Annotated in this window: 24 protein-coding genes; 17 read left to right on the forward strand and 7 right to left on the reverse strand. The window is 38.9% G+C overall.

From position 1 onward, the window contains the following. Window positions 1-210 precede the first annotated feature (210 nt). The 4 genes from ACG59Z_RS09560 to ACG59Z_RS09575 all read left to right on the forward strand — a co-directional run bounded on the left by ACG59Z_RS09560 (window position 211) and on the right by ACG59Z_RS09575 (window position 5,689). Window positions 211-1,029, forward strand: coding sequence for a hypothetical protein (locus ACG59Z_RS09560; protein WP_400198977.1), 819 nt, complete (start codon window positions 211-213; stop codon window positions 1,027-1,029). A gap of 134 nt (window positions 1,030-1,163) precedes the next feature. Further along, window positions 1,164-2,459: an acyl-CoA dehydrogenase family protein gene (locus ACG59Z_RS09565; protein ID WP_400198979.1), complete on the forward strand. Its 1,296-nt coding sequence runs from the start codon at window positions 1,164-1,166 to the stop codon at window positions 2,457-2,459. 176 nt (window positions 2,460-2,635) lie between these two features. Next, window positions 2,636-4,027 carry an LLM class flavin-dependent oxidoreductase gene (locus tag ACG59Z_RS09570; RefSeq protein WP_400198981.1) on the forward strand — a complete coding sequence of 464 codons (1,392 nt, stop codon included), beginning with the start codon at window positions 2,636-2,638 and terminating at the stop codon, window positions 4,025-4,027. A 195-nt stretch (window positions 4,028-4,222) separates the two neighbouring features. Then, the gene (locus ACG59Z_RS09575; RefSeq protein WP_400198983.1) at window positions 4,223-5,689 is read left to right on the forward strand and encodes an MFS transporter; all 1,467 of its coding nucleotides are present in this window, start codon (window positions 4,223-4,225) and stop codon (window positions 5,687-5,689) included. Between the two features lie 61 nt (window positions 5,690-5,750). Here ACG59Z_RS09575 and ACG59Z_RS09580 read toward each other — a convergent pair whose 3' ends face one another. Beyond that, window positions 5,751-6,935, reverse strand: a complete 1,185-nt coding sequence (locus ACG59Z_RS09580) for a hypothetical protein (protein WP_400198985.1) — start codon at window positions 6,933-6,935, stop codon at window positions 5,751-5,753. Window positions 6,936-7,376: 441 nt separating this feature from the next. Between ACG59Z_RS09580 and tauA the strand changes: the two genes are divergently transcribed. From tauA to tauD, 4 genes are read left to right on the forward strand one after another with little or no spacing between them, the layout of a single operon-like run. Further along, window positions 7,377-8,417 carry a taurine ABC transporter substrate-binding protein gene (gene tauA, locus ACG59Z_RS09585; protein WP_400198987.1) on the forward strand — a complete coding sequence of 347 codons (1,041 nt, stop codon included), beginning with the start codon at window positions 7,377-7,379 and terminating at the stop codon, window positions 8,415-8,417. 9 nt (window positions 8,418-8,426) lie between these two features. After that, complete coding sequence (locus ACG59Z_RS09590) at window positions 8,427-9,221, forward strand: taurine ABC transporter ATP-binding protein (RefSeq protein WP_400198989.1); 795 nt, start codon at window positions 8,427-8,429, stop codon at window positions 9,219-9,221. Next, window positions 9,218-10,087, forward strand: a complete 870-nt coding sequence (tauC, locus tag ACG59Z_RS09595; protein ID WP_400198991.1) for a taurine ABC transporter permease TauC — start codon at window positions 9,218-9,220, stop codon at window positions 10,085-10,087. Before ACG59Z_RS09590 ends, tauC begins: the two co-directional genes overlap by 4 nt. An 8-nt stretch (window positions 10,088-10,095) precedes the next feature. Continuing rightward, the gene (gene tauD, locus ACG59Z_RS09600; RefSeq protein WP_400198993.1) at window positions 10,096-10,977 is read left to right on the forward strand and encodes a taurine dioxygenase; all 882 of its coding nucleotides are present in this window, start codon (window positions 10,096-10,098) and stop codon (window positions 10,975-10,977) included. A 66-nt stretch (window positions 10,978-11,043) separates the two neighbouring features. Here the strand turns inward: tauD and ACG59Z_RS09605 are convergent, their stop codons facing one another. Continuing rightward, window positions 11,044-11,778: an aspartate/glutamate racemase family protein gene (locus tag ACG59Z_RS09605; RefSeq protein WP_400198995.1), complete on the reverse strand. Its 735-nt coding sequence runs from the start codon at window positions 11,776-11,778 to the stop codon at window positions 11,044-11,046. Beyond that, on the reverse strand, window positions 11,775-13,244 hold the full coding sequence (locus ACG59Z_RS09610; protein ID WP_400198996.1) for an NCS1 family nucleobase:cation symporter-1: 1,470 nt from the start codon (window positions 13,242-13,244) through the stop codon (window positions 11,775-11,777). Before ACG59Z_RS09610 ends, ACG59Z_RS09605 begins: the two co-directional genes overlap by 4 nt. Window positions 13,245-13,640: 396 nt before the next feature. On the opposite strand from ACG59Z_RS09610, the gene ACG59Z_RS09615 reads away from it, so the two are divergent. Continuing rightward, window positions 13,641-14,381, forward strand: coding sequence for a GntR family transcriptional regulator (locus ACG59Z_RS09615; RefSeq protein WP_400198998.1), 741 nt, complete (start codon window positions 13,641-13,643; stop codon window positions 14,379-14,381). Window positions 14,382-14,430: 49 nt separating this feature from the next. Here the strand turns inward: ACG59Z_RS09615 and ACG59Z_RS09620 are convergent, their stop codons facing one another. After that, entirely contained in the window at window positions 14,431-15,321 is an 891-nt protein-coding gene (locus ACG59Z_RS09620; protein WP_049836460.1) for a LysR family transcriptional regulator, read from the reverse strand. Window positions 15,322-15,518: 197 nt separating this feature from the next. On the opposite strand from ACG59Z_RS09620, the gene ACG59Z_RS09625 reads away from it, so the two are divergent. The 3 genes from ACG59Z_RS09625 (at window position 15,519) to ACG59Z_RS09635 (ending at window position 18,608) form a co-directional block, all read left to right on the forward strand. Further along, the gene (locus ACG59Z_RS09625; protein WP_001043290.1) at window positions 15,519-16,205 is read left to right on the forward strand and encodes a hydrolase; all 687 of its coding nucleotides are present in this window, start codon (window positions 15,519-15,521) and stop codon (window positions 16,203-16,205) included. A gap of 310 nt (window positions 16,206-16,515) precedes the next feature. Continuing rightward, complete coding sequence (locus ACG59Z_RS09630) at window positions 16,516-18,390, forward strand: amidohydrolase (protein WP_400199002.1); 1,875 nt, start codon at window positions 16,516-16,518, stop codon at window positions 18,388-18,390. Between the two features lie 56 nt (window positions 18,391-18,446). Next, window positions 18,447-18,608: a DUF1427 family protein gene (locus tag ACG59Z_RS09635; protein WP_000784879.1), complete on the forward strand. Its 162-nt coding sequence runs from the start codon at window positions 18,447-18,449 to the stop codon at window positions 18,606-18,608. Window positions 18,609-18,677: 69 nt separating this feature from the next. Here the strand turns inward: ACG59Z_RS09635 and arsC are convergent, their stop codons facing one another. Continuing rightward, window positions 18,678-19,106 (reverse strand): arsenate reductase (glutaredoxin), encoded by a 429-nt coding sequence (gene arsC, locus ACG59Z_RS09640; protein WP_400199005.1) that lies wholly within the window; start codon window positions 19,104-19,106, stop codon window positions 18,678-18,680. Window positions 19,107-19,190: 84 nt separating this feature from the next. Here arsC and ACG59Z_RS09645 point away from each other — a divergent pair, with 84 nt between their 5' ends. Continuing rightward, window positions 19,191-19,520 carry an ArsR/SmtB family transcription factor gene (locus ACG59Z_RS09645; RefSeq protein ID WP_400199007.1) on the forward strand — a complete coding sequence of 110 codons (330 nt, stop codon included), beginning with the start codon at window positions 19,191-19,193 and terminating at the stop codon, window positions 19,518-19,520. 104 nt (window positions 19,521-19,624) lie between these two features. Next, entirely contained in the window at window positions 19,625-20,659 is a 1,035-nt protein-coding gene (gene arsB / locus ACG59Z_RS09650; RefSeq protein ID WP_400199009.1) for an ACR3 family arsenite efflux transporter, read from the forward strand. Between the two features lie 81 nt (window positions 20,660-20,740). Here the strand turns inward: arsB and ACG59Z_RS09655 are convergent, their stop codons facing one another. Next, complete coding sequence (locus ACG59Z_RS09655; protein ID WP_400199011.1) at window positions 20,741-21,643, reverse strand: LysR family transcriptional regulator; 903 nt, start codon at window positions 21,641-21,643, stop codon at window positions 20,741-20,743. Between the two features lie 101 nt (window positions 21,644-21,744). On the opposite strand from ACG59Z_RS09655, the gene ACG59Z_RS09660 reads away from it, so the two are divergent. From ACG59Z_RS09660 to ahpF, 3 genes are all read left to right on the forward strand, one after another. Beyond that, entirely contained in the window at window positions 21,745-22,305 is a 561-nt protein-coding gene (locus ACG59Z_RS09660; RefSeq protein WP_400199013.1) for a chromate transporter, read from the forward strand. After that, the gene (locus ACG59Z_RS09665) at window positions 22,305-22,826 is read left to right on the forward strand and encodes a chromate transporter (protein WP_000501457.1); all 522 of its coding nucleotides are present in this window, start codon (window positions 22,305-22,307) and stop codon (window positions 22,824-22,826) included. The genes ACG59Z_RS09660 and ACG59Z_RS09665 overlap by 1 nt, the downstream gene beginning before the upstream one ends. A gap of 180 nt (window positions 22,827-23,006) precedes the next feature. After that, window positions 23,007-24,572, forward strand: coding sequence for an alkyl hydroperoxide reductase subunit F (gene ahpF / locus ACG59Z_RS09670; protein ID WP_005076939.1), 1,566 nt, complete (start codon window positions 23,007-23,009; stop codon window positions 24,570-24,572). Between the two features lie 55 nt (window positions 24,573-24,627). Here ahpF and ACG59Z_RS09675 read toward each other — a convergent pair whose 3' ends face one another. Next, window positions 24,628-26,634, reverse strand: coding sequence for an esterase/lipase family protein (locus ACG59Z_RS09675; protein ID WP_400199018.1), 2,007 nt, complete (start codon window positions 26,632-26,634; stop codon window positions 24,628-24,630). Window positions 26,635-26,662: the final 28 nt, after the last annotated feature.

The raw sequence follows: 26,662 nt of genomic DNA on the forward strand, positions 1-26,662 counted from the left end.
AAAGTTCAAAATAAAAATGAACAGGATTTACCGCCAACCTAAATCAACTTTCAAGACATAATGTGAACGCTGTTTTAGATTTTATATAAGTACATGATAGTGTTCTTCTTTTCTATTCCATTGTTGTTTTGTGTAGGGTCTGGTTGTTGCGTGTTTCTTAAAGACCTAAGTGTAAGTGTAGCGCTTCTAAAATAGCTTGGATGTTAAAAAATGTTTATTACTTCTCAACTAAATGTTCTACATAAAATTATTAAAAATCAGTCTATTTCTACATTGGTAGTAGATCAGTTAGAACAGACTTATGTAAACCTTGAAGCAACCTTACTTAGAGCGAAAGTACTCAGAGACTTTTCTAAAACTCAAACGGTATATTTAATTCAGTCTCATATTGAGCCACAGCAAAGCAGTTTGGCTTATCTGTTCTCGCCATTTATTTTTGCGAACCTAAACAAGGCTGCTATTTATACAACACCTGCAACACCACCTGTGCTTACTATCCTGAATAAATACTATCAAGCTGACAAGAAGGTTGTGTTTAAGGTAGATGAGGTTTTAGAGAGTCTAAAAATATATATAGATTTGGAACTTGCAGAGCTTAATGAAGTTGAGTTTATTTATTTAAGCCTAATCAAGGCACTGTGCCGAAGTGATCTCTCAACAGTTTTTTTAATTACGAGTTTAGACGTAGATGTCGAGCATTTAAAAGCACTGGAGCAATTTTTAAAGATCAAAATTTATTGGATTAAAACCACAAAAGATAATGACTTAAAAAACCTCAATGGCTTAGAAATGCGGAAATTATTATTCAAAAATAAAGATGAAACTTATGTCAAATTATGCGCGAAATTCGCTCAAATGAATGCAGCGCTGGTTGGTTTATGCGACACTTTTACTGCTGCTCAAATGACACATTTAATTGATGATATGTTCTATTCAGAGCATATTTTCGAAAAATTATCTGTCTATTCAGAATATATACAAACACTTCTACAAAGCCAGCAGAGCATTAGACAAAAAGAGTTATCTTAGGGCTTGGGAGATGAGCTTTTTATGTTTGTGTTTGGGTTCTTATATAAAGAATGAATACAGTTATAAAAAAATAATCGTTTTCATGTGAAATAAATATTTTATGGTAAAAGCAAAGCAATATTGGTTTTACTTACATGACAAATTTAAATTTTGAGCATCATCTCGGTTCACTAACGCATGCTGCCCTTAGTCAGGCTTCAATCATTTCTCGCGTGTGGGGTGAAGGGCCTTCAGAACGTTATGATGAGTTGGCAAAAAATTTCAGACCGACTTTTGCCCGTATTAAAGAAGGGGCTTTAATCCGTGAGCAGCAGCATATTTTGCCGTATGAACAACTTCAGTGGCTCAAAGATGTTGGTTTTACGCGCTTAAGACTTCCCAAAGCCCATGGTGGCTTTGATGCAACTATTCCTGAATTATTTGCATTGCTCATTGAACTTGCAGAAGCCGACTCAAACTTACCGCAAGCTTTACGTGTGCATTTTGGTTTCACTGAAGATGTCTTGGTAAGTAAAGACAAAGCGTTTCAACAGCGTTGGCTTAGCCGAATTGCAAATGGGGAAACAGTAGGCAGCGCGTGGTCTGAAGGCGGGAAAGAGTCAATTGATCAGTTCGAAACACATTTATATCGAGACAGCGAAGGAAAAATTCGCGTTAAAGGTAAAAAATATTACACCACTGGAAGTCTATATGCCGATTGGGTGGACGTTGGTGTAACAGATTTACAGGGTGAATCCGGCTCAGTCGTTGTTCGCCGTAAAGATGAAGGTGTCGAAATTGTTGATGACTGGAATGGCTTTGGTCAGCAACTTACCGCGAGTGGTACAGCATATTTCCATGACGTATTGGTCGATGAAACTGAAATTTTACCTGATGACGACCGTTTTAAATATTCAGCGGCTTACTATCAACTGGTTCAACTGGCAATTATTACAGGTCTAGGACGTGCTGCAACCTATGATGTTTCTCAAGCTGTTGCTAAACGTACCCGAAACTATACGCATGCAAATGCTCAATTTGTAAAACAGGATCCGCAAATTTTACAAGTAGTAGGCCAAATCCGTGGTGCGGCTTATAGTGCAGGGGCGATTGTTGAAAAAGTCGCACAAAGCTTACAACGTGCTTACTTAGCTGCATTTCAAAATAATGAGCAGTTTGAAGAGGAGCAAAATGCGCTTGCCGAACTTGAAAGTGCACAGTCTCAAACGGTCATTACTGATCTAATTTTAAATGCTTCTACGATTTTATTTGATGCTTTAGGTGCTTCTGCAACAGACAAAGATTTAGGCCTAGATCGATACTGGCGTAATGTACGAACTTTATCTTCACATAATCCGAGAGTATTTAAAAATCGAATTATCGGTGATTTTAGTGTAAACGGCACATTACCTCCGTATCAATGGCGAATAGGGAATGTTGATAAACAATAACTTATAGTTTTAGATATTAAGCTGCTATTTTTAGTGGCTTAATATTATTTTAATTATTTAAATTAAATTATAAAAATCTATTAGAATAAAATCATATTTTGTTTGGGGTATATATTATAAAGAAAATGTAAAAATTGCTTTAGTATAAAAATAAATAAAATGCTGGCGAATATTTTATGACTAAGAAAATTAGTTTTAATGCTTTTGAAATGAATTGTATTGCCCACCAATCTCCTGGATTATGGCGACATCCTCAAGATCGATCTGTTGAATATAAAGATTTAGAATATTGGACAGATTTAGCACAAATTCTTGAGCGTGGTTTTTTTGACGGTATTTTTATTGCGGATGTGCTTGGTATTTATGACGTTTATCATCAAAGTGCTGAACATGCATTAACAGGTGCAGTACAAGTTCCGGTCAATGATCCGCTACAGATTGTGCCAGCGATGGCAGCAGTCACAAAGCACTTGGGTTTTGGTGTCACGACCTCTATTTCCTTTGAACATCCTTATCCTTTTGCTAGACGTATTAGTACGCTAGACCATTTAACCAAAGGACGAGTTGGTTGGAATATCGTGACGTCTTATTTAGAAAGTGGTTCGAAAAACTTAGGTTTAAAAACTCAGGTTAATCATGACAATCGTTATGATATTGCTGATGAATACTTAGAAGTTCTTTACAAACTTTGGGAAGGTTCTTGGGAAGAAGGTTCGGTACTGCGTGACCGTGAAAGCGGTATCTTTGCTGACCATAAAAAAGTGCATCCAATTCAGCACGAGGGTAAATACTTTACTGTACCGGGTATCCATATTTGTGAGCCATCACCACAGCGAACACCAGTACTTTACCAAGCAGGTGCATCTTCACGCGGACAGAAGTTTGCTAGTCAAAATGCCGAGTGTGTATTCATAGCAGCGCCGTCTAAAATTGCCACTAAAAAAGTGGTACAGGGTATTCGCCAGAAATTGGCTCAAGAAGGCCGCGACCCGTACTCTGTCAAAATTTATGCACTTTTGTCGATTGTCACTGATGAAACTGATGCAAAAGCTCAGGCTAAGTTTAAAGAATATCAAAGCTATGGAAGCTATGATGGGGCGTTAACATTGCTGTCTGGCTGGTCGGGTGTGGATTTTTCGCAATACCAGCCAACGGACAAAGTTGAATATATTCAAACCAACGCGATTCAATCTTTATTAGACTCTTATGTAAATGCAGATCCGGAACGTGTCTGGACCATTGAAGAAATTGCTAACTGGAACAGTTTAGGTGGTAATGGACCAGTATTGGTGGGATCTGCAGAAACCGTTTCGGATGCTCTAGAGCAATGGGTTGAAGATACCGATGTCGATGGCTTTAACCTTGCCTACATTTTGGCACATCAAACCTTTGCCGATGTAGTTGAGTTTATTGTGCCAGAGTTGCAAAAACGTGGGGTATATCAAACCTTATATGCACAAGGAACATTAAGAGAAAAACTATTTGGTGCTGGGCCATATTTGCCTGAAAATCACCGAGGTGCAAAATATCGCAATCTAAAAGAGTTAAAACTTGCTGAGGCGAGTTAAATATTTTGGAAAGTCTTTAAATAAATAGCTGGTTAAATGCCAGCTTTTATTTTGTCTTTTTATATCGATTTTATTGCTGAGTTAATAATGAAAAGATAATTCTATAATTTAGATTAAAACATCAGATTAATTTGTTTTTGTATGGTGTGAATAATCATTATTTTGTTCCTGTGATTAAAATACAGGAATTATTAAGTGAGCACAAAAGAACTCTATCATAACCATCGTTATGAAATTAAATCTCCCGATGATGTTTCACAATTAATTTCCAAATTTGCAGGGAAGGGTAAATCGAATAAAGTTATTTGGTTGGCACTGATTGGCGTATTTATTGATGCCTATGATCTAACAACGCTCTCTTTCGGTATTGAACAAGTTATCTCAGAATTTTCTTTAAGTCCTGTGATGACTGGTGTGGTGGCTTCAGCAATTGTCTGCGGAACCATTGTGGGTAACCTGATTGGTGGTTGGCTGACAGATAAAATCGGCCGTTATCGGGTCTTCATGGCGGACATGGTGCTCTTTGTCATTGCTGCAATTGTTGCTGGTTTTGCACCAAATGTTTGGGTTTTGATTTTAGCCAGATTTATTATGGGAATTAGTGTTGGTATTGATTTGCCTGTCGCAATGTCATACTTATCTGAGTTTTCCAAATTTAACGGTAGTAGCAACAAGGCAGCGCGTTTAGCCGCATGGTGCCCAATGTGGTATGCCGCTTCTTCGGTATGTTTTGGTCTAGTTCTGGCGCTTTATTTTCTTTTACCTCCTGAGCATAGTAACTGGTTATGGCGAGCATCTTTAATTTTTGGAGCAGTGCCAGCGTTACTCATTATTTTTATTCGCGGTAAATATTTAACTGAATCACCAATCTGGCTTGCAAACCAAGGCGATTTAAAGGGGGCAGCTAAAGTTCTACAAGAATCCTATGCAATTAATGCAGTCGCTACAGTTGAAAAAGTAGAAAGAACTGCTGAAAAGAAAAAGCGTGAGGGTTTTGCAGTTTTATTTAATAAAACCTATTTGCCAAGAACGATTGTGGCCATTGTGATTCACATTTCGGTGGCATTTCAGTACACGACCATTGCCTTCTTTTTACCTTCTATTTTAACGCGTTTCTTTCATACCGATGTCTTGACGACCATTACCACCACACTTGGACTTAATTTATTATTTGCATTTACGGGCGGGCTGTTAGGCGTATTTGTTGCTAGCAGATTTAAATCTCGTCATGTGTTGCTTACAGGCTTTTTACTCCAGTTTATAGCCCTCATTGCTTTGGCATTCATTGGTGAACCCGGTAATAGCTTTTTACTCTATACCGCAATTGGCATGCTCGGTTTGTGGCTTTTTGCCGAAGGCTTTGGGCCTGGGGCACAAATGATGGTTTATCCAACCATGGCTTATCCAGCTTCGATTCGTGGTGTTGGTGTGGGCTTTAACCGTGCAGTAACGGGCGTTGCTCAAGCAATTGCTTTGTTTGTTTTACCAATCTGGATGGCGGGATATAAAACTGATGTTTACCTGATTATTTCTATCTTTGCCTTTATTCCTTTAATTGTGATTGGTCTACTGATTAAGTTTGAACCTACCGCCCAAGATGTCGATGTTATCGATGAAGATAAAACAGAACTTCCACTCAATAATTCACCAGTAATCGACTAGAGTGAAAATAAATATCTAGATAAAAACAAAGGCCAACATCTGTTGGCCTTTGTTTTTCGAGTTAGAAGTAATAAGCAAAAATCACAAACGCTTTTTTATTCCATTTATCATTGGTTCCACCAGCCGCAAGGCCTTCACTGTCTCCTAGATATGGATCGTGTTTACCAATGAGTAACTCGGCTTGTACTGTCAATTTTTGATAGTTAAAGGCAATGCCGGGAATCAAACGGGTTGAATCTTTAAAGCCATCTTGCTCTTTTCGATAAGAACTATAGTTTAGGTAGGGGCGAACAGAGGTAATTGGGCCAAACTGCTGAGGAAATAAATAGCTGAGTTCTGCTGAATAAATCTGGCCTTTGGTTGCTGAGTTAAATGAATAATCGAAACCACCCAAAGTCAGGTGGTCTTTATATTCAGTGTCGGCATTATCAATGTCTTGATAACCAGCCAAAAGCTGTAAATTCCATTGATTGTAATTGGTATTGCTAAAAACTGAATAGACTTGGCGATCGCCATCTTGTCCTGAACGTTTATTTTCAATGGTGGAGTACCATGCAGAGGCGCCCAGTTGGGTAGAGAAATTTTCTTGGCCTAAGACATTTTTAAAGGTATGAGCACCGCGAACAACAATCGAGTTCTTTTCTTTGGTATTGGTGCCTTGTGGTACTGAGTCATCCGCATTGACAGGATTGATACTAAATCGACTCGAGTCTTTGCTTTTACCTCTATAGGTGCCACCATCGGTAGGATAAAAGGCGAGTTGTGCTTCATTGATTCCATCATTGAAATCATATTTCACCCCAAGGTTATGTACATCTTCCCAACCTGCACTATTGGCAATGCCTAAATAATAAGTATTTCCCCAAAAGCGACCTAAGCCAAAAGGAACTGGGTTTAAGCCCGCAATAATTTTACTGTTATCATTAATTTTATAACCCAACCATGCATCAGTAAGCCAATTGGCATCGCCTAAACGCCCGTAATATTCATAAACCCGATAATCTAGACGGCCAATCCATTTCGGGGAGTTGTAGTCCAGCCATAATACTGCGTCATTAAAGGAAAATTTACTGGTAGTGGGATCAGAGTCAAAGTCATAAACATATTTAGCTCGAACAGTACCACTCACTTTAAGTTGACCTTCTTCAGCATTACCAAAGGTGAGAGCCGCATGACTTGAAAGGCTAAATGTAATTAAAGACGCTGTAATTAATGTTTTTTTCAAAAATTGAGAATGTTTAAACAAAAGAATTTTTCTCCTCTTAAAAATAAAAATTAAATTTGCGTCATGTATAAACCAGAAAAAGATTTGTCCAAATCTTAATATTTGCAGAAGTTTTAAGATAAAAAGATAATAAAATCTGAACTTTATATAAAAGAATGAAAATTAATTAGATGCAAAACTCTGGATGCGATAAGCAAAAAATAAAAATGACGAAATGAGTAGGATAAAATAATTAGAGTAGGTATGTCAGGTTTTTCTCATCATGTATTTTTTGAATATCCTTTTTAATTATTGATATATAAGTATTTTAATTTTATGGCTAATCTGTAAGTTTGGTTGATATTTGCTTTTTACCAAAAGATAAAAACTTATATGAAAAAGTTATTTATCAAAAATAGATAAGCAACTCATATTTTTTTATTTTTCATTATAAAGCCAGCTGCATACCATGAGCTTATATTATTGAAAGATCATGAAATTATGAGCACAAAGACCAAACCGTTGATTATCACGGCAATTGTGGTTGTAGCAATTGTTGCATTTATCTTATGGCAAAATAAGAAAGACAATAATACAAGTGCTTCAGTTCGCGACAGCAAACCTGTCGTAATTGCCTATCAAACAGGGGTGGACCCAAGCAAAGTTGCGCAGGCCAATGGGGAATATGAAAAACATAGCCAACGTAATATTCAATGGAAAAAATTTGATGCGGGTTCAGACGTTGTAAATGCACTTGCTTCAGGCGATGTCGTACTTGGCAATATTGGTTCAAGTCCACTTGCTGCTGCGGCAAGCCGTGATTTACCGATTGAAGTATTCTTAATTACATCAAAACTTGGTGGATCTGAAGCATTAGTGGTAAGTAATAAATCAGGCATTAAAACGCCTCAAGATTTAATTGGCAAAACCATTGCTGTACCGTTTGTTTCAACAACCCATTACAGCCTTTTGTCGGCACTTAAACATTGGAACATTCCAGAAGACAAAGTCAAAATTATTAACTTGCGTCCACCTGAAATTTCAGCTGCTTGGGAACGTGGTGATATTGATGCAGCATATGTGTGGGAACCTGCTTTAAGTAAAGCCAAAGCATCTGGTACGGTTTTAACCGACTCAAAACAAGTGGGTGAATGGGGCGCTCCAACTTATGACTTATGGGTTGTGCGTAAAGATTTTGCAGAGAAAAATCCTGATTTCTTAAAAGCTTTTGTTAAAACTACGCTTGAGCAGCTTGAAAAATATAATCAAGATCCAGCCGCTTACGTTAAAGATGCCGATAACGTGCAAAAAATTGCGCAGCTCACAGGTTCTGATCCAAAAGATATCCCGCTTTTATTAAGTGGAAATATTTACCTTGACCATGCTCAGCAAAAACAAACGTTAGATGGTGAATTTGCGCAAAATATTTTTGATACAGCGAAGTTCTTAAAAGGTCAGGGCAAAGTCGATCAACTTAAAGCCGATTATAAAGGCAATGTGAATTCTTCATTTTTGCAGCCTTAAGGAGTTGTCATGAGTGTACTAGAAGCCAAACATATTCATCTGACTTTTCCTAAACAGCAAAAGCCAGTTTTACAAGACATTAACCTAACGATTGAAGAAGGTTCTTTAACCGTCATTTTAGGCGAGTCAGGTTGTGGCAAAACAACTTTGCTTAATATCTTGGCGGGGTTTCAAAAGCCGAGTTCAGGTGATGTGCTTGTAAATCACGAAGTGGTAAATGGACCAGATGTAACCCGCGCTGTCGTGTTTCAGGATCATGCACTCCTTCCTTGGTTGAATGTTGCAGATAATGTTGGCTTCGCTTTGCAGTTAAAAGGTTTAAAGCGCGCGGATATCGAAGCACAAGTGAACGCAATTTTAAAAATTGTGGGTTTAAGCCACGTTGAAAAAGCCAATATTTGGGAACTTTCCGGTGGTATGAAACAACGTGTTGGTATTGCCAGAGCTTTGATTAGTCACGCGCCGTTTATTTTGTTAGATGAACCTTTTGCGGCATTAGATGCTTTTACGCGTGAAAACATGCAGCAGTTAGTGCTCGATTTATGGATTCAACAAAATAAAAGCTTCTTTTTAATTACTCATGATATTGAAGAAGCATTATTGCTCAGTAATCAATTAGTTCTAATGACAGCGCATCCTGGCAAAATTGTAGAAACTCTACATCTCGATTTTGCTAATCGATATCGTCAGGGCGAGACTATTCGCTCAATTAAATCGGACCCTCAATTTATTCAGCTCAGAGAGCAGCTGTTTGAAAGTTTGAGGGCACAAAAGCAAAGCGGTAAGGAGGCGTTAACCACATGAGTACTAAAGATAACGTCTATGAATATGACAAAGCAGGGCTAAAACTTAAGCCAGATGTGCAAACAGAAAATGCTTCATTTCTATCGTCATTTTTTGAGAAGCATCGCACTTTGGCAGTCAGCATAATTAGTGTGGGAAGTGTGCTTGCACTCTGGTTTATCATTACTGCTTTGCATGTCGTACCTGAACTGTTTTTACCGAGCCCACAGGCAGTCTGGCAAAAATTTATATCGGTCAGCCAAGAAGGCTTTATGAAGGCTACTTTGTGGCAACACTTGGCAGCCAGTATCTCTCGTGTGTTTTTGGCTTTGATTGCTGCCGTGGTGATTGGTGTACCACTGGGTTTATGGATGGGCCTGAACAAATGGGTTCGCGCTGTTCTAGATCCTTTGGTTGAATTATTACGTCCAATTCCACCGTTAGCTTATTTACCCTTACTCGTAATTTGGTTCGGTATTGGCGAAACCACGAAAGTACTTTTGATTTTCTTCTCGATTTTGGCGCCTGTCATTATTAGTAGTGCGCATGGTGTTTTAAGCCATCAGCTTAATCGTGAGCGTGCGGCATTGTCGTTGGGTGCGAGTCAGTCACAAGTCTTTTGGCATGTCATTTTACCAACGGCTTTGCCTCATATTATTACCGGTATTCGTATTGGTCTTGGGGTGGGGTGGTCAACATTAGTTGCAGCAGAGTTGGTTGCAGCGGACCGTGGTATTGGTTTTATGGTGCAATCGGCAGCGCAGTTCTTAATTACCGATACGGTGATTCTAGGCATTATTGTGATTGCGATTGTCGCAGTTAGTTTTGAGCTGTTTTTACGTTGGTTACAAAAACAGTTTTCTCCTTGGTATGGTCAGCAGTTGTAGTAAAGAAGATGAATACAGAAGTAGCAAACTTAAATATTGAAGTGATCAAGCCTACCATTGGCGCAATTATTCACGATATTGATTTGAATGCGTTAAATGAACAGACAACGCAACAAATCCAGCAGGCTTTGCTTGATCATCAGGTCATTTTTTTTCGAAAGCAACAATTAGCACCGCAAGCACAAGCAGACTTGGCACGCAGTTTTGGCACCTTACACGTGCACCCGATTTATCCTTCAATTGAAGATGTACCTGAAGTGATGGTGCTCGACAGTTGGAAACAAGATTTGCGTGACAATGAACTTTGGCACACAGATGTGACTTTTAGTAAAACCCCGCCTTTAGGTTGTGTGTTGCAAGCCATTAAAATTCCACCTGTAGGCGGAGATACATTATGGTCGAGCAACACAGCAGCTTTTAAAGGGCTTCCGCTTGAGTTACAGCAAAAACTACGTGGCTTAACTGCAACCCACGATATTCGTAAGTCTTTTCCGCTTGAGCGTTTTGCTCATAACGAAGAAGAACGTGAAAAGCTTTTGCAAACATTTAAGCGTAACCCACCAGTGGTTCACCCAGTGGTGCGTACCCATCCGGTTACAGGTGAGCCTTTGTTGTTTGTAAGTGAGGGCTTTACCACTCGCATTAATGAGTTACCTGAACAAGAAAGTGAGCAATTACTTGATTTCTTGTTTGAACATGCGACCCAAGAGCAATTTCATTTGCGTTGGAAGTGGCAAGATGGTGATATCGCGATTTGGGATAACCGTTGTACGCAACATAAAGCATTATTTGATTATGGCGATGCTCATCGCATCATGCACCGCGCAACCATTAACGGTGATGTGCCATTTTATAAAAATGAACAACAGCCAGAGTTAGCTGAAGTTTAATTCTTTGGTTTTCAGCCGTTTCAATTCCAACGCAGCGCTTTGAGTTGGAATTGAAACAATAACTCTTTAGTGCACTCCAAATCCTGACAATATGCCTGTGTAACTCTTTACAGGAGGTGAGGCCCAATCACCAACTTTGCTGGTTTTTAAATTTAACTGAACTAACATTTCAGCTTGTTTAACTGCTGCTGCAACGCCGTCAATAATAATCACTCCCAATTCGTTTTGTAGTTTTAGGCATAAATCACTCATACCTGCACAGCCCAAAACAATCGCATCGCTTTTATCTTCTACTAGTGCTTTTTTGCACTCATCTCGTATGGTTCGATAAGCATCTGAGTCAGGAAGCTCCAATTCTTCAACTGCAATGTCACAAGCTCGAACATTTTTGCAAAATGGTGTAGCCCCATAGCGATGAGCTAGATGCCAACTCATATTCACTGTGCGTTGTAAGGTTGTGACCACACTAAATCCAGTACTTACATAACTTGCAGTTCGCATAGCTGCTTCGGCAATCCCAATCACAGGCGCTGAAGTCATTTCACGGGCAGCATAAAGCGCAGGGTCACCAAAACAGGCAATAACATAAGCATCTACGCCTAGAAGTTCACCTTGGCGGATTTCCTCTAGCACACCTACTGCACTTAGGGCTTCATCATAATAACTTTCAATCGTTGCAGGGCCCATTTGAGGACTCACTACAATAATTTGAGTAGCAGAATTTGCGACTATCTTTGCTGATGCAGCAATTTTGTCTGTCATGCTTTGAGTGGTATTGGGGTTAATAATTTTAATTTTCATTGTACTTTTGCCTTAGTCATTGCCGATTTAGCATGGGCAAGCGGTTGGTTAAGAAATCGGTAAATGACAAAACCAAATCCCATACCGATAAACCATGTGAAATTAGCAAGTGCAGATAATTGTGGTAAAAGCACACATAGAATAGGAATTAATGAAGCTGGAATTAAGGCATAAAAGGCAGAGTGGTTATAACCATTTTTGTACCAATACAAACCTTTGCTATCTAAAGTATATAAATCATCTACTTCGATTTTTTGTTTTTTAACGAGGTAAAAATCGGCGAGCAATACACCGAAAAGTGGACCGATAAATGCACCTAAAATATCAATGGTGTAATGGATCACTTGAGGGTTATTAAATAAATTCCATGGGGTAATGAAAATTGAACCTACTGCTGCAATCATTCCACCCATACGCCAGCTAATTTTGCTCGGTGAAACGTTGGAAAAATCAAAGGCAGGTGAAACAAAGTTAGCGACAATATTAATTCCAATGGTGGCAATCATTAACGTCAAGCTGCCTAAAATCACCACAAAGGTACTATCAAGTTTTCCAACCATCTCGACAGGGTCTGTAATGAGCTTGCCGTAGACTGGAAGCGTTGCCGCAATACACACCACAGTAAGTAAAGAAAAGCCTAAGAAATTAATCGGTAGTCCAAGAAAGTTGCCCATTTTAATCGCGTTAAAGCTTTTACCATAACGAGAGAAATCACCAAAGTTCAGCATAGGCCCTGAAAAATATGAGACAACAAGCGCAATAGCACCAATCATGACTGGTACAACCGCAAAACCGTCGTATTGAACACCGCTCAAGTTTAAATCAATATTTTGCCAGCCAGCTTTCCAGATGAGCCATACTGCCATCGCAAACATAACTACGTAGACAGCCGGACCTGCCCAGTCAATAAACTTACGAATACTGTCCATGCCAGACCAAAAAACAATCGCTTGAAGTAGCCAAAGCAGCATAAAGCCAACCCATCCTAAATAGGAAAGTCCAAGAAAGCCGTAAGTTGAAACATCGGCATAGACCGACCATTCTGGAAAGAACTTTAAAATGACCAATAAAAAGGCACTGGAGGCCAAATAGGTTTGAATGCCATACCATGCGACAGCAATAAGACCACGAATAACAGCAGGAATATTTGCACCAAGCACACCAAAGGTTGCGCGGCAAATAACAGGATAGGGCGTACCAGTTTGTTGGCTAGACTTGGCAATCAGGTTTGTAAAAAACTGAACTATGGCAATGCCGATGAGTAAAGAGAGAAGTACCTGCCAGCTATTGAGCCCTAGTGCAAAAAGGCTCCCAGCCATGACATAACCGCCGACACTATGAACATCAGACATCCAGAAAGCAAAAATATTATAAGCGCCCCATGTTTGCTTTTTTAAAGGAGCCAAGTCTTGATTTGTCAGTTTTGCATCATAAGAAGGTTTAATTATTGCTTCGGTATTATTCATCTTGAACACTCACTTCCTAAAGATGGAGGCACTTTCAGCAGCATTGTTTTTCTGTCTAAAAGAATGAAATTAAAATTGTGTACAATGTGATATTTAAATTGTGCACAATATTAATTGAGCAAAAGTTATGCCAAATTTAAGAAGTAGCGCTTATGAGTCATTTAAACTGGTATGGATTTTGGATATGCAGAGACAGATTTATAAAATGGGAAGTGCTTAATTTTTTATAAAAAGTAAGTAAATTAAGGTGTATAAGTGGATCTTTAGAGATTTAACATTGAATTATTTGGTTCAGTATAGTTGTTGTGGGAATGAGAGCAATATTCCAAAATGCTTAAGTTAAACTTACACTACTGTCATTAGATAAAGTTTTAAAAAGAGGAGGCGTTAATAAAAATGGATAAATCAATGTCATCGAATGCACCAAAAAAAGCCGTAGAAATGAGCAATGATGAAATTGATGACCATATATATAACGCTATTGTAGATGCTATTTTAAATCGACAACTTGTCCCTGGCGCACGTTTAGTTGAAGCACCTTTGTGTGAAGCATTCGGTGTAACGCGAGGAGTGTTGAGACGTGTTTTCGTCAAACTTGCACATGATAAGGTCATCGAAATTCAGCCTAATCGTGGAGCACTCATCGCAAAACATAGTGCTCATGAAACAAAAGAGGTCTTTGAAGCACGTAGCATGCTTGAAATCGCTACTGTAAAAAAGCTAGCTCAAAAGTCACATAGCTTAGATTTTAGTGAGCTTCGAGGTTTAGTAGATCAAGAGTCTCATGAGCGTTTAGCTGGCAATTGGGCCGAGTGGATTAAGCTATCAGGGCAATTTCATTTAAAGCTGATTGAAGCAAATCAAAATACGATTATGACCAGTTATTTGCAGACGCTTATTGCAAGGACTTCGTTATTAATTGGGTTATATGAAATTCCAAAACATAATAATTGTTCGGCAGATGAACATCGTGCAATTTTAAATGCCATTGAGCAAGGCGATGAAAAGCGAGCCACTCAATTGATGGAAGAGCATTTAGAACACTACGCGACGACATTTGTTGAAGAAGACAGCACAGTAACAGCAGAGCAAAATTTATTAAATTTATTTAAAAATAAGAAGATTGAAACCATTTAAACTAACTAAAAAATAATGGGCCATCTCCTATGGAAAAGGCCCAGATTAGTTATTTTATAGGAATGATTTGATGCGTTAAAAAATCAATAAATAGTTTTACTTTCTTCGATAAAATCTTACGATTTGGCCATGTAACATATAAGTGAAGCGGCTGACTGGTGTAGTCCTCCAAACATTTCTGTAATTTACCTTCTTTGTAGTAAGGCTCTGCAATAAACTCTGGAAGAAAAACAATACCGTGATCTTTTAAACACATATCTAATAATAATTCACCATTATTACAGGTCATCACAGGGAAGCAATTGAAAGAGACCTCTTTCTGATCTTTTTGAAAAATCAATTTTTTATGTCGGCTATCCTGATAATAAATCAGAAACTTATGTTCTTTAAGTTCTTCTAATGATTCTGGTAATCCATGCTGATTAAAATACTCAGGTGTCGCATATAGATAGCGCTGATAGGTATTTAATATTTTACTATTTGCTAAGTTTGGAGGAGAGCCATCTACACGAATGGTTAAATCAAATTTATTATTATTCATGTCTAGTAGTTGATCAGTCATGAATAAATCAATTTTGATGCTGGGATATTTCTCAATAAAATCTGAAATGATATTTTGAAGAAAAATATTGCTAAAAGACATTGGTGTATTGAGCTTGAGTTCGCCTTCTGGGTACTGCTGATTATAGCTAATTTCGTAGGCAGCCCATTCAAACTCACTTAAAATGACTTTGCTATGCTGATAAAACTTTTCTCCACAAGAGGTGAGGTTCATCTGTCTTGTGGTTCGAGTTAACAGTGTAGTTTTCAGGTCATTTTCGAGGTAGCAAACACGTTTGGCCACTAAGTCACGAGAGATGTCGAGTGCTCTGGCTGCGCTACTAAAATTCCCATGTTCTACGACACTTACAAAAGTGGAAATACAGTCTAATCGATCCATGGATAAGCAATAGTTAAAAAAATATATATCAATGATTAAACTATAAAAATTAAAAAGCAATCATTGATTTTATTGTATTCGTACAGCATACAGATTCGTGTTGATTTGCTGTCTATGCTTTTACATTTTTATCTGTTTTGATAATGACCAGTAAGCAATTTTAATGCATTACTCATAAGGAATAATGGAGTTTACCCATGAATAAGTCACTTTTAGAACAACTTTCACCAACAAATTGTCAGGTTATTTTTATTGATCATCAGCCACAAATGGCTTTTGGGGTACAGTCAATAGACCGCCAAGTATTAAAGAATAATACTGTAGGGTTAGCAAAAGCAGCTAAAACATTCAATATTCCTGTCACCATTACCACGGTTGAAACTGAAAGCTTCTCTGGTCATACCTATCCAGAACTTTTAGATGTATTTCCAGATGCTCCATTACTAGAACGTACTTCAATGAATTCATGGGATGACCAAAAAGTACGTGATTCGCTTGCAAAAAATAATCGTAAAAAAGTGATTGTTTCAGGTTTGTGGACTGAGGTGTGCAATAACACCTTTGCTTTTGGTGCCATGCTAGAAGGCGATTATGAAATTTATATGGTTGCCGATGCTTCTGGTGGTACATCAAAAGAGGCACATGACTATGCCATGCAACGCATGATTCAAGCAGGTGTTGTTCCGGTAACTTGGCAACAAGTGTTACTCGAATGGCAACGCGATTGGGCACACCGTGATACGTATGATGCAGTTATGGCAATTGTACGCGAGCATTCTGGTGCTTACGGTATGGGTGTGGACTATGCCTATACGATGGTACATAAGGCGCCTGAACGTACAACATCAAAACACGAAGTACTTGCACCAGTTCCTGCAAAATAAGAAATAGTTGAGTTAACGGTATTTCGATATTTAAGTTGATTTATTCGATTTTTGACTATATTGGATAAGTGGAAAAGCCATCTGCAACAGTTCGAGGCAGGACAAAATCTGAAAAGATTGTAATTGAACGGGTTTTGCAGATGGCAATGGTTTTGGTTACTTTTCCCGAAAGAAAAGTAACAGAATTAACTCCTCTTATTGGATGTAAAACGGTCAGACTCCGTCGTGTAAAATCAAAAAGAATAATGAAATATATATGTTGCTATACCTTTATTTTTTAGAACGATAATTCACAAGAATGGAGTTCAGAATGACCGAAATAAACCTCATACTCATAAACGGTAAAATCACAACACTAGATCCTCAGAACCCCGAAGTACAAGCAATTGCGATTGCAGACGGTAAAGTCGTACGTACGGGTACAAATGATGAGGTTATGAAGCTCGCAACACTAACAAGCAAAGTCGTAGACTTAAATGGCCGTCGCGTTATACCAGGTCTAAATGACAGTCATCTGCATATTATTCGTGGTGGCCTAAATTACAATATGGAATTGCGCTGGGAAGGTGTGCCATCCGTTGCAGATGCACTACGCTTACTTAAAGAGCAAGCAGATAATACGCCAGCTCCACAATGGGTTCGTGTAGTAGGTGGTTGGACTGAGTTCCAGTTTGCTGAAAAGCGTTTACCCACTTTAGAAGAAATTAATAAAGCTGCGCCAGATACTCCTGTATTCGTTTTACATTTATATGCCAGTGCTTTGTTGAACCGAGCTGCGCTTGATGTATTAGGCTTTAATAAAGACACTCCAGATCCACCGGGTGGCAAGATTGTAAGAGATGAAAAGGGTGAGCCAACAGGTCTGTTGCTCGCAACTCCATCCGCTATGATTTTATATTCGACTTTAGGTAAAGCGCCGAAATTGCCAGTTGAAGATCAAGTCAATTCAACTCGTCATTTCATGCGTGAACTCAACCGATTAGGCATTACTTCAGCAATTGATGCGGGTGGCGGTGGTCAAAACTATCCTGAAGATTATGATGTGATTAAGCAATTGCACGATCAAAATCAAATGACGGTACGTATTGCTTATAACCTATTTGCTCAGAAGGCAGGCCAAGAGCTTGATGATTATCGCCGTTGGACAGAAATGACATTTCCGGGCGATGGTGATGAGCTATTTAGAATGAATGGAGCAGGTGAGAACCTGACTTGGTCAGCTGGTGACTTCGAAGATTTCTATGAGCCACGTCCGGATTTACCGGAAAAAATGGAAGGTGAACTCGAAGCCATTGTAGAGCACTTGGCTGAAAAGAAATGGCCATTCCGTATTCATGCAACCTATGATGAAAGCATTAATCGTCTGCTCAATGTATTTGAGCGCGTCAATTCAAAACAGCCATTTGCAACTCGATTTATTATTGACCATGCTGAAACGGTATCTGAGCGTAATATCGAACGTATTGGTGCGTTGGGTGGTGGTATCGCCATTCAACACCGTATGGCATATCAAGGTGAGATTTTCGTCAAACGCTACGGTGCTGAAGCTGCTCAGGCAACGCCACCAGTTAAGAAAATGTTAGAACTCGGTGTTCCTGTGGGTGCGGGAACAGATGCGACTCGAGTTGCCTCTTATAACCCTTGGGTATGTTTGTATTGGCTAAGTACGGGCAAAACAGTTGATGGTTTGCCACTCTATGATGAAAAAAATCTGTTAGATCGCCAAACAGCACTTAAACTCTGGACTAAAGGTTCGGCTTGGTTCTCGGGTGAAAAAGATGTCAAAGGATCACTCACAGCAGGTGAGCTTGCTGATCTGGTCGTATTGTCCGATGACTACTTCAAGGTTGAAGCAGAAGATATCCAGTGGATTGAGTCTGTACTCACTGTTTTAGGCGGAAAAGTGGTATATGCAGGTGCAGAGTTTAAGCAAGATGATCCGCCATTACCGCCAGCATCTCCAACATGGTCGCCGGTAAAACGCTTCGGTGGTCAGTGGCGTTTATCTGAAAACCGTAATGCACCTTCGAATCAATCATTACAGTCGCAAAGTGCATTGTGTGCATGTGCTAGCAGCTGTGGAATGCATGGACACAGCCACGCTTGGATGCTTGATGTACCTGTAAATGATAAGGACAAAAAATCTTTCTGGGGCGCACTTGGGTGCTCGTGTTTTGCATTTTAAATAAAACAGTATGGGAACCTGCTGATTAAATGGCTTGCTTCCCTAAGGTATGTACGATGAAAATGTACTTGTTATCTTTGGCTGTAGGGTTGCTTGTTGGTGTCTTATATTATGTTTTAAATGTTAAGTCACCAGCTCCACCTCTTGTTGCATTAGTCGGTTTATTAGGCATGGTAATAGGAGAGCAACTGCTTCCTTTTATTAAATCCTATTTTTAATCCGTTTCATTCAGAAAAAGCTAAATGGTGTCATGCCATTTAGCTTTTTATATTACGAAGTATCTTCAATTACTTTATACGACGGCCTTGTTCGTCAATAATCACTTCACCATCTTCTTTTGCAAAATAGCCTAAGTTTTGTGAATCTAAAATGTCGAGCACTACTTCAGAGGGGCGGCAAAGTCGTGTGCCTTTTGGTGTAACCACAAATGGGCGATTAATTAAAATTGGGTACTGAACCATAAAATCAATTAACTGCTCATCGGTCCAATGATCTTGTTCCAACTCTAAATCTTTATATGGATCAACATTTTTACGAATTGCTTCACGTACAGTTAGGTTTGAATCCTTAATGAGTTGGATTAGCTCATCTTTACTTGGTGGTGTTTTTAAATATTCAATAACGAGAGGTTCAAGCCCGGCATGACGAATGAGTGCCAAAGTATTGCGTGACGTGCCACATGCAGGGTTATGGTAGATCTTCACTAATTCAGTCATGACAAATTTATCGATAAATTAAGATATTGCATTTATATATGGATATCCGTATATTTGCAATAACGAATATATACTGTTGAAGATATGATCAACCAAGTCGATTTCTTTAAATGTCTATCTGACCAAACTCGGTTAAATATTCTTAAATTAGTTCTAGATAAACAAAATATTTGTGTTTGTGAGCTAACAGAACAGCTTGAGTTGAGCCAACCGAAAATCTCTAGACATTTAGCCTTATTAAGAACTCATGGCGTATTACTGGATGAAAGAAAAGGACAGTGGGTCTATTACAGCTTAAATCCTGATTTGCCTGTCTGGGCTTTAGATATTTTAAAGGTGATAGAAAATGACGAGAGTGAGACAAGAGTAAAGCAACAAGATCAGCCTTTCATCACTACAACGTGCTGTGATTAATCTTCCTAGATTTCTGTCTTAAAAATTCGGATTTTCTTAGCATAAGTACATTAGTCATTTGTGTGTATTGAGCAAAATTAATCAATTCTTTCTTCGAGTAGAACATGACCAAACAAGGGCTTTCATTTTTAGATCGAAACCTGACGCTATGGATTTTCATTGCAATGGCTTTAGGTTTAGCCATTGGAGTTTTCTTTCATCAGGCATCTGTGTCTTTAAATGAGTTAAGTGTAGATAACGTTAATATTCCAATCGCAATCGGTTTAATTTTGATGATGTATCCGCCTTTAGCAAAGGTAGATTATGCTACGCTACCAGAAGTATTAAAAGATAAAAAAACCTTGGCTTTATCGTTGATACAGAACTGGATTATTGCTCCAGTTTTAATGTTTATCCTTGCGATTATTTTCTTACATAACTATCCAGAGTATATGACGGGCCTTATTTTAATTGGCTTAGCACGTTGTATTGCCATGGTATTAGTCTGGAATGGCTTGGCTTGTGGCGATAACCAATATGTTGCAGCGTTGGTTGCTTTTAACAGTATTTTCCAAATTTTGTTTTTTAGTACTTATGCATGGTTATTCTTGACCTTTTTGCCGCCGTATTTTGGTGTGGCAGGGCAAGTCATCGATGTCAATTTCTGGACGATTACACATGCGGTTTTGGTGTACTTAGGTATTCCATTTTTAATGGGATTCTTGACGCGTTTGATTTTAGTTAAATCAAAAGGGTTAGATTGGTATCAAACTAAATTTTTACCAAAGATCAGTCCAATCAGTCTTATTGCTTTGCTATTCACCATTGTTGCTATGTTTAGCCTAAAAGGTGGTGATGTAGTGAGCTTACCTTTAGATGTATTACGTATTGCGATTCCACTCACGATTTACTTTGTAGTGATGTTCTTCATTAGCTTCTTCATGAGTAAACGGATGGGGAATAACTACCCACGTACTATAGCCATTTCATTTACTGCTGCTGGCAACAATTTTGAGTTGGCATTAGCGGTTGCTATTGCAACATTTGGTTTAGCATCACCTGTCGCTTTTACCACAGTGATTGGACCATTGGTTGAAGTTCCCGTTTTAATTTCACTCGTTACCGTTTCTCTTTGGCTAAAGAAAAAGTATTACGCTTAAGAAATATAACAAAATTTATTTGTTTAGGGGGTATTAAAGTGCCTTTGTACAGGCACTTTTTTATTGTCTCGTTATTCACATTCAAGTCATCGTTGGTAATAGTTTTTGTAGTAGTTCAATGAAGTTTGAAACTTTCGCAGAATTTTCATTTTCACGTGTAATCAAGTAAATAGGCGCATTCATTTTTATAGAGTCATCAAACTCGCGATATACAATTTCATGTTCCCAAAAGTTATGCATTGAGGCTGGCACAATCGTTATACCAATTCCTGCAGCAACTAAATTTAATGTTGCGGTAGGACGTGGTGCTTCCTGAATAATACGTGGGCTAAAGCCTGCTTGATAGCAACTATATAAAATATTGTCATATAAGCCTTGTCCTGAAGAACGACGGTATAAAACAAAATTTTCATCTGATAAGTCATTTGAGCTAATTTTTTCTTTTTGTGTAAGTGGGTGGCCCATAGGTAATGCCACTACCATTGGCTCATCTAATATATGAAGATGCTTTAGCCCAATATCACGGCTGATGGGTGCTCTTAAAAAAGCGATATCAAGTTTCTCTGAGATTAATCGATCTAATTGTTTTTGGCTGCCTGCTTCTTCAAGTTTGGTTAGTACCTTTGGATATATTTCTCGATATGAGCGCAATACGAGTGAAATAAGCGGATGCAAACCTGCGGAACTTGTAAAACCAATATTGAGTTGTCCAGTTTTACCTTGGCTAACATCTTGGACTAATTTTGGAATATGTCTGGCATGTTCTAATAAAAGCTGTGCTTCTTTAAATAAGGCTAAACCAGCCTCAGTTGGTTCAATTCCTCGAGGCTGGCGAATAAGTAATTGTGTACCAAGTTCTTCTTCGAGTTTTTTAAGTAAACGCGTTAGAGGCGGCTGTTGAATAAACAATCGGTTTGCGGCATGCGTAATATTCCTTTCTTCAATTACTACAACAAAGGCATGGAGCTTATGTAAATCGAGCATAGGAATACCTTTATGGTATGGTTAATGAAAATAAAAGCATTTGTAGATATATCACAAAAGTATCATTCTATCTTGGTCAGATAAAGTGAAAAGTAACGAAAATGAACCATGTTGAGATTGCCGTGCAGAAGGAGAGTGTCCCGACCTGCACAGAGTTATTTTTAGGTTTTTTAACATTAGGTTTAATTGGATTCGGTGGCGTGCTGCCTTTAGCCCGTAAAGTTATTGTAGAGCAGAGACGGTGGTTAAGCCCTGAAAAATTCACTGAGTTACTTGGTCTGTGTCAATTTTTACCAGGCGGCAATATTATTAATTTATCGGTTGCGATTGGCATGGAGTTTCGCGGTGTTCGTGGGGCAGTGAGTTCAATCATTGGTCTGATCCTTGCACCTACGATAATTGTTGTACTTTTACATTATGTCTATGAGCAGTTCCAAGATAATTTAATGGTTAAGCATCTTTTCGAAGGTTTAGCGGCGGCGGCGGCTGGACTTCTGGTTGCAACAGGTTTGAAAATGCTTAAACCATTATTACGTAATCCATTAGCGATTTGCGTAGTTGTTGCTGCAATTATCAGTATTGCTTTTCTAAAAATCTCTTTACTAGTGACGATGCTGATTTTGTTGGCATTTTATTCAGCTATCATTTGGAGACGTGTGTAATGGGTGCAGTTCTACTTACTTTAGCGATCATTTTTACTCAATTGTCTCTTATTGCATTCGGTGGAGGGAATACAATTTTGCCTGAGATGCAACGCCAAGTAGTTGATATTCACCATTGGATGACGGCACAAGAATTTAGTGCATTATTTGCCATGGCTCAAGCAGCTCCTGGTCCAAACATGATGATTGTACCGTTGGTAGGATGGCATGTAGCAGGGTTGTCAGGTCTATTGGTAACGTCTACAGCTAAATTTTTACCTTCATCTCTTATTACTGTGTTTGTAATGAGAGGCTGGTCAAAATTTAAAGATAAGAAATGGCGCCGTGTTTTACAGCTTGCTTTACAACCTGTCACTGTGGGAACTGTGCTTGCCAGTGCTTGGATTATTTCTGAGGCAGCTGCAATAAATACTTTACTTATCATTATGGTAGTCATTGCAACCTTATTATCTTTAATTAAAAAGGTTCATCCTTTACATGTCTTGATTGCTGGGGCTGTATTTGGTGTGGTCTTACTCTAGTTTAACCAGTTTGCCGACCTGCGCTGGATGAGTTCAGGTTGGCTTTTTTTGATTTGAAGTAAATAATAATTAAATCTAAAAAACCGATCAAATATATAAAAACATACTGTTTCACCTATTTTATGTTTTCACGTACTATGCATCTATTGAAAGAATTTGGATGCATTGGAGTAAAAACAGATGTTAGATCAAAACATTAAAACTCAATTAAAAGCTTACTTAGAACGTCTAGAAAGTCCAATCGAATTAGTGGCTGCTTTAGATGAATCAGATAAAGCTGCTCAAATTAAAGAATTAGTTTCTGAAATTGCTGAGCTTTCTGACAAGGTGACTGCCCGTTTTGACGGTAACAATACACGTCGTCCAAGCTTTGGTGTGGCTAAAGCAGGTGAACAACCTCGTGTGTTCTTTGCTGGCTTACCAATGGGTCATGAGTTTACGTCTTTGATCTTGGCGCTGTTACAGGTGTCTGGTTATGCACCGAAGGTTTCTGATGAAGTCCTGAACCAGATTAAAGGTTTAAACCTCAAAGCCAACTTTGATGTATTCGTATCACTTAGCTGTCATAACTGTCCGGACGTGGTACAGGCACTTAACTTGATTGCAATTTATAACCCGAACACCACAGCAACCATGATTGATGGTTCATTCTTCCAAGACGAAGTGGAACAACGCAAAATCATGGCTGTACCAATGGTATTCCAAGACAACGAACACATTGGTCAAGGTCGTATGACCCTTGAAGAGATTGTGGCAAAACTCGATACCAACTCAGCTGAAAAAGATGCAGCAGCACTCAATGCCAAAGATGCCTTTGATGTATTGGTGATTGGTGGTGGACCTGCGGGTGCAACAGCAGCAATCTATGCAGCACGTAAAGGCATTAACACAGGTATCGTAGCTGAACGCTTCGGTGGTCAGGTCATGGACACCATGGACATTGAAAACTTCACGTCTGTGCAAAAGACTCAAGGTCCTAAGTTTGCTGCTGAGATGGAAGCACATGTTCGTGAATATGATGTCGATATCATGAACCTGCAACGTGTCAGCAAAATCACAGGTGCCAACCAAACTGAAAATGGTCTGGTTGCGGTAGAACTTGAAAACGGTGCAAAACTTGAATCGAAAACTGTGATCCTTTCAACAGGTGCACGTTGGAGAGAAATGAATGTACCGGGCGAGCAAGAATACCGTACCCGTGGCGTTGCATACTGCCCACACTGTGATGGCCCATTGTTCAAAGGCAAACGTGTAGCGGTGATTGGTGGTGGTAACTCAGGTGTTGAAGCTGCAATTGACCTTGCAGGGATTGTTGAGCATGTGACTTTGGTTGAGTTCGATACAAAACTTCGTGCTGACCAAGTGTTGCAAAACAAACTGCATAGCTTGCCGAACACTACAGTGATTATGAATGCCTTAAGTACAGAAGTGTTAGGTGATGGCTCACAAGTAACTGGTCTTAAATATAAAGACCGTGCCACTGATGAAGAGCATGTGGTCGAGCTTGCAGGGATCTTTGTACAGATTGGTTTACTGCCAAATACTGACTTCTTAAAAGACAGTGAAGTTGAGTTAACCAACCGTGGCGAGATCATTGTGAATGACCGCAACGAAACCAATGTTCAAGGTGTATTTGCTGCGGGTGACTGTACCACTGTGCCTTATAAGCAAATCATTATTGCTACAGGTGAAGGCGCTAAAGCATCCCTTTCTGCGTTTGATTACATCATTCGTTCTGGGCAGTAATATTTAGTCTCAAAACAAAAAGAGCCAAAGGATATCCTTTGGCTCTTTTTGTTTTTTATGGTTTATACAAACCATGTTCAACTAAATGCTCTCGTAAAATACGACGCAATTCTAATACCGCTTGTGGTGTGAGCTGGATTGAATGACCACCCGGAAGAACTTTCTCAGACTTTGCACCTTCTAGATGAGCACTCTTATAAGGAACAATACCATCGGTAATCACATTTGGATCATCGCTCTTGGTAATGTTACCCATAATAGAGTGGAAGACTAATCCTTGGTGTGGGTTAATATTTTCCGTAAGCTCCATAAATTTAGATTGATGGCTTAAGTCACTTGGTCCATTTTGAATTAGACCATTATCAATGTTATTCAAGAAATCTTTAACATCTAGGTTTTCAGTAGTTAGTGACGTCGCTACAGCAGATAAAAAAGCACCCGGCAAACGAATAATTTTACGAGCAGCCAAAGTAAACCATCGGTCTGCATAATCTGTACCTCTATGAGGCGATGCCAAGAAAATTGCACGATCAAAGTTTCCAATTGAATGCATTTGCAATCGCTCGGTAACCATAGGATGTTTTTTAAAACGGTTTTGTTGACGTACGGTCATCAACTTCAAGGCTGGTTGAGTAATATCACCATCGCTGACCAGCAAACGGCTAATAATACCGCCCATACTATGACCTACAAGCACAGCATCGTGTGCAGCAGGGTCATTGGGGTTTAGCGAACCGAACGCTTGTTTAAGCAGAGCATAAATCTGGAAGCGACTTTCCAAAATTGGCATATTGGTCGAGTAGAAAACTTGCCAAACCTGATAGTTATCTCTTAAAACAGTATCGCCCATGACATCGTTGGTGAGTGCAATCCATGCCTCGGGGCTACTTGCCAAACCATGCACCAACACAATAATTTTTTTGTTTGGATTATAAGGTTCGAGCATATATAAATGCGGCATAGTTAAATGCTGATCACGATCAATCAGGCTTAAATAAGCCGCTACGCCTAAGTTATTTTCAGCTAGCCATAAACCATAAGGTGCAGAGAAGTTCGCAGCTAGAGGGTATTGCTTACCAGCGACATTAATATTATCGGTGCGATAAGGGTCATAAACTCGAATTACAAATTCTGGGTTATTTATAATGTCTTGAACAGTTTTGGCATTTTTAGGCTCAGCCACAATCGTTGCTGCTAAATAACGGGCATGGTGAATATTAGGATTTACACCATTTTTATAGCTGTAATTGAGTGGATCTAAAATATATTCATTAATGTCTTCTTTTCCTGAACTCGGAAAAACAGCCACAAATTCAGAACCGAAACCATCACGACGATTGATTGTTCTCAAACCAGAGAAATTTAAGTTATAGCTCGAAATTAATTTCTCTAACTTTTGACCAGTTAATTGTCTATGAAACTCAAAGTCTATTGAATAAACACTCTTACCAATATGGATTTGCGGCTCTACCACATTTTTTTTCGGATATCTTAAATCATAGACACTCACCATTTTGGCAATGGCTTGATTATAAAAGTCGCGTATTTGAACTTGTCTGTTATCAAAAATACGGTCGGTCGGCTGACGTTTTGTAGAAAACAGATAAGCATAGCTATAACGGATACTCTTATCGAGTAGACTCAACTGTTGATCTAAGCATTCATCATATTTATTCTGAATCGCTTTTTGTTCATCAGCCGCTTTGTGTTTAGTGAATCGACTAATTTTACACTCGGAAGAATCTGATAAAGCCATCGCTTTTGCCAGATACATTTCGCTCGCAGCAGATAAAAGCTGTTCGTCTAAAATTTGGGGAAGATTTTTAAGCTGATTAACACAGGTGTCAGGGGAGTCTGTACAGGTTTTGGCCTCTTGTCCTGACATAGACAAAACGTTAAGACTTGCTTCACTCAGTTTATCTTGGGTAAGAATACTATTACGTTCATTTGCAATAGTAACGTTGAGAGCTTGTTGCTTAACATTGACCACCTGACATCCGCTCAGAATTGAACCGAGGAGTATGACCGTGAAGAGCGCTGAGTTTCTTTTTCTAACAAACATTATGGTCAAATATGTGGATCAGTAATAT

Origin of the sequence: Acinetobacter sp. ABJ_C1_1, from assembly GCF_044684115.1 — a bacterium.
GTDB classification, from domain to species: Bacteria; Pseudomonadota; Gammaproteobacteria; order Pseudomonadales; family Moraxellaceae; genus Acinetobacter; species Acinetobacter nosocomialis_A.

Bases quoted from the DNA above. Each gene is read 5' to 3' on its own strand.
- tauD (WP_400198993.1), top strand. From the start codon at position 10,096: ATGAATACAGAAGTAGCAAACTTAAATATTGAAGTGATCAAGCCTACC.
- ACG59Z_RS09630 (WP_400199002.1), top strand. From the start codon at position 16,516: ATGACCGAAATAAACCTCATACTCATAAACGGTAAAATCACAACACTA.
- arsB (WP_400199009.1), top strand. From the start codon at position 19,625: ATGACCAAACAAGGGCTTTCATTTTTAGATCGAAACCTGACGCTATGG.
- ACG59Z_RS09590 (WP_400198989.1), top strand. From the start codon at position 8,427: ATGAGTGTACTAGAAGCCAAACATATTCATCTGACTTTTCCTAAACAG.
- tauC (WP_400198991.1), top strand. From the start codon at position 9,218: ATGAGTACTAAAGATAACGTCTATGAATATGACAAAGCAGGGCTAAAA.
- ACG59Z_RS09570 (WP_400198981.1), top strand. From the start codon at position 2,636: ATGACTAAGAAAATTAGTTTTAATGCTTTTGAAATGAATTGTATTGCC.
- ACG59Z_RS09615 (WP_400198998.1), top strand. From the start codon at position 13,641: ATGGATAAATCAATGTCATCGAATGCACCAAAAAAAGCCGTAGAAATG.
- ACG59Z_RS09605 (WP_400198995.1), bottom strand. From the start codon at position 11,778: ATGAAAATTAAAATTATTAACCCCAATACCACTCAAAGCATGACAGAC.
- ACG59Z_RS09675 (WP_400199018.1), bottom strand. From the start codon at position 26,634: ATGTTTGTTAGAAAAAGAAACTCAGCGCTCTTCACGGTCATACTCCTC.
- ACG59Z_RS09665 (WP_000501457.1), top strand. From the start codon at position 22,305: ATGGGTGCAGTTCTACTTACTTTAGCGATCATTTTTACTCAATTGTCT.
- arsC (WP_400199005.1), bottom strand. From the start codon at position 19,106: ATGACTGAATTAGTGAAGATCTACCATAACCCTGCATGTGGCACGTCA.
- ACG59Z_RS09560 (WP_400198977.1), top strand. From the start codon at position 211: ATGTTTATTACTTCTCAACTAAATGTTCTACATAAAATTATTAAAAAT.
- ACG59Z_RS09645 (WP_400199007.1), top strand. From the start codon at position 19,191: ATGATCAACCAAGTCGATTTCTTTAAATGTCTATCTGACCAAACTCGG.
- ACG59Z_RS09565 (WP_400198979.1), top strand. From the start codon at position 1,164: ATGACAAATTTAAATTTTGAGCATCATCTCGGTTCACTAACGCATGCT.
- ACG59Z_RS09610 (WP_400198996.1), bottom strand. From the start codon at position 13,244: ATGAATAATACCGAAGCAATAATTAAACCTTCTTATGATGCAAAACTG.
- ACG59Z_RS09660 (WP_400199013.1), top strand. From the start codon at position 21,745: ATGAACCATGTTGAGATTGCCGTGCAGAAGGAGAGTGTCCCGACCTGC.
- ACG59Z_RS09625 (WP_001043290.1), top strand. From the start codon at position 15,519: ATGAATAAGTCACTTTTAGAACAACTTTCACCAACAAATTGTCAGGTT.
- ACG59Z_RS09635 (WP_000784879.1), top strand. From the start codon at position 18,447: ATGAAAATGTACTTGTTATCTTTGGCTGTAGGGTTGCTTGTTGGTGTC.
- ACG59Z_RS09620 (WP_049836460.1), bottom strand. From the start codon at position 15,321: ATGGATCGATTAGACTGTATTTCCACTTTTGTAAGTGTCGTAGAACAT.
- ahpF (WP_005076939.1), top strand. From the start codon at position 23,007: ATGTTAGATCAAAACATTAAAACTCAATTAAAAGCTTACTTAGAACGT.
- ACG59Z_RS09655 (WP_400199011.1), bottom strand. From the start codon at position 21,643: ATGCTCGATTTACATAAGCTCCATGCCTTTGTTGTAGTAATTGAAGAA.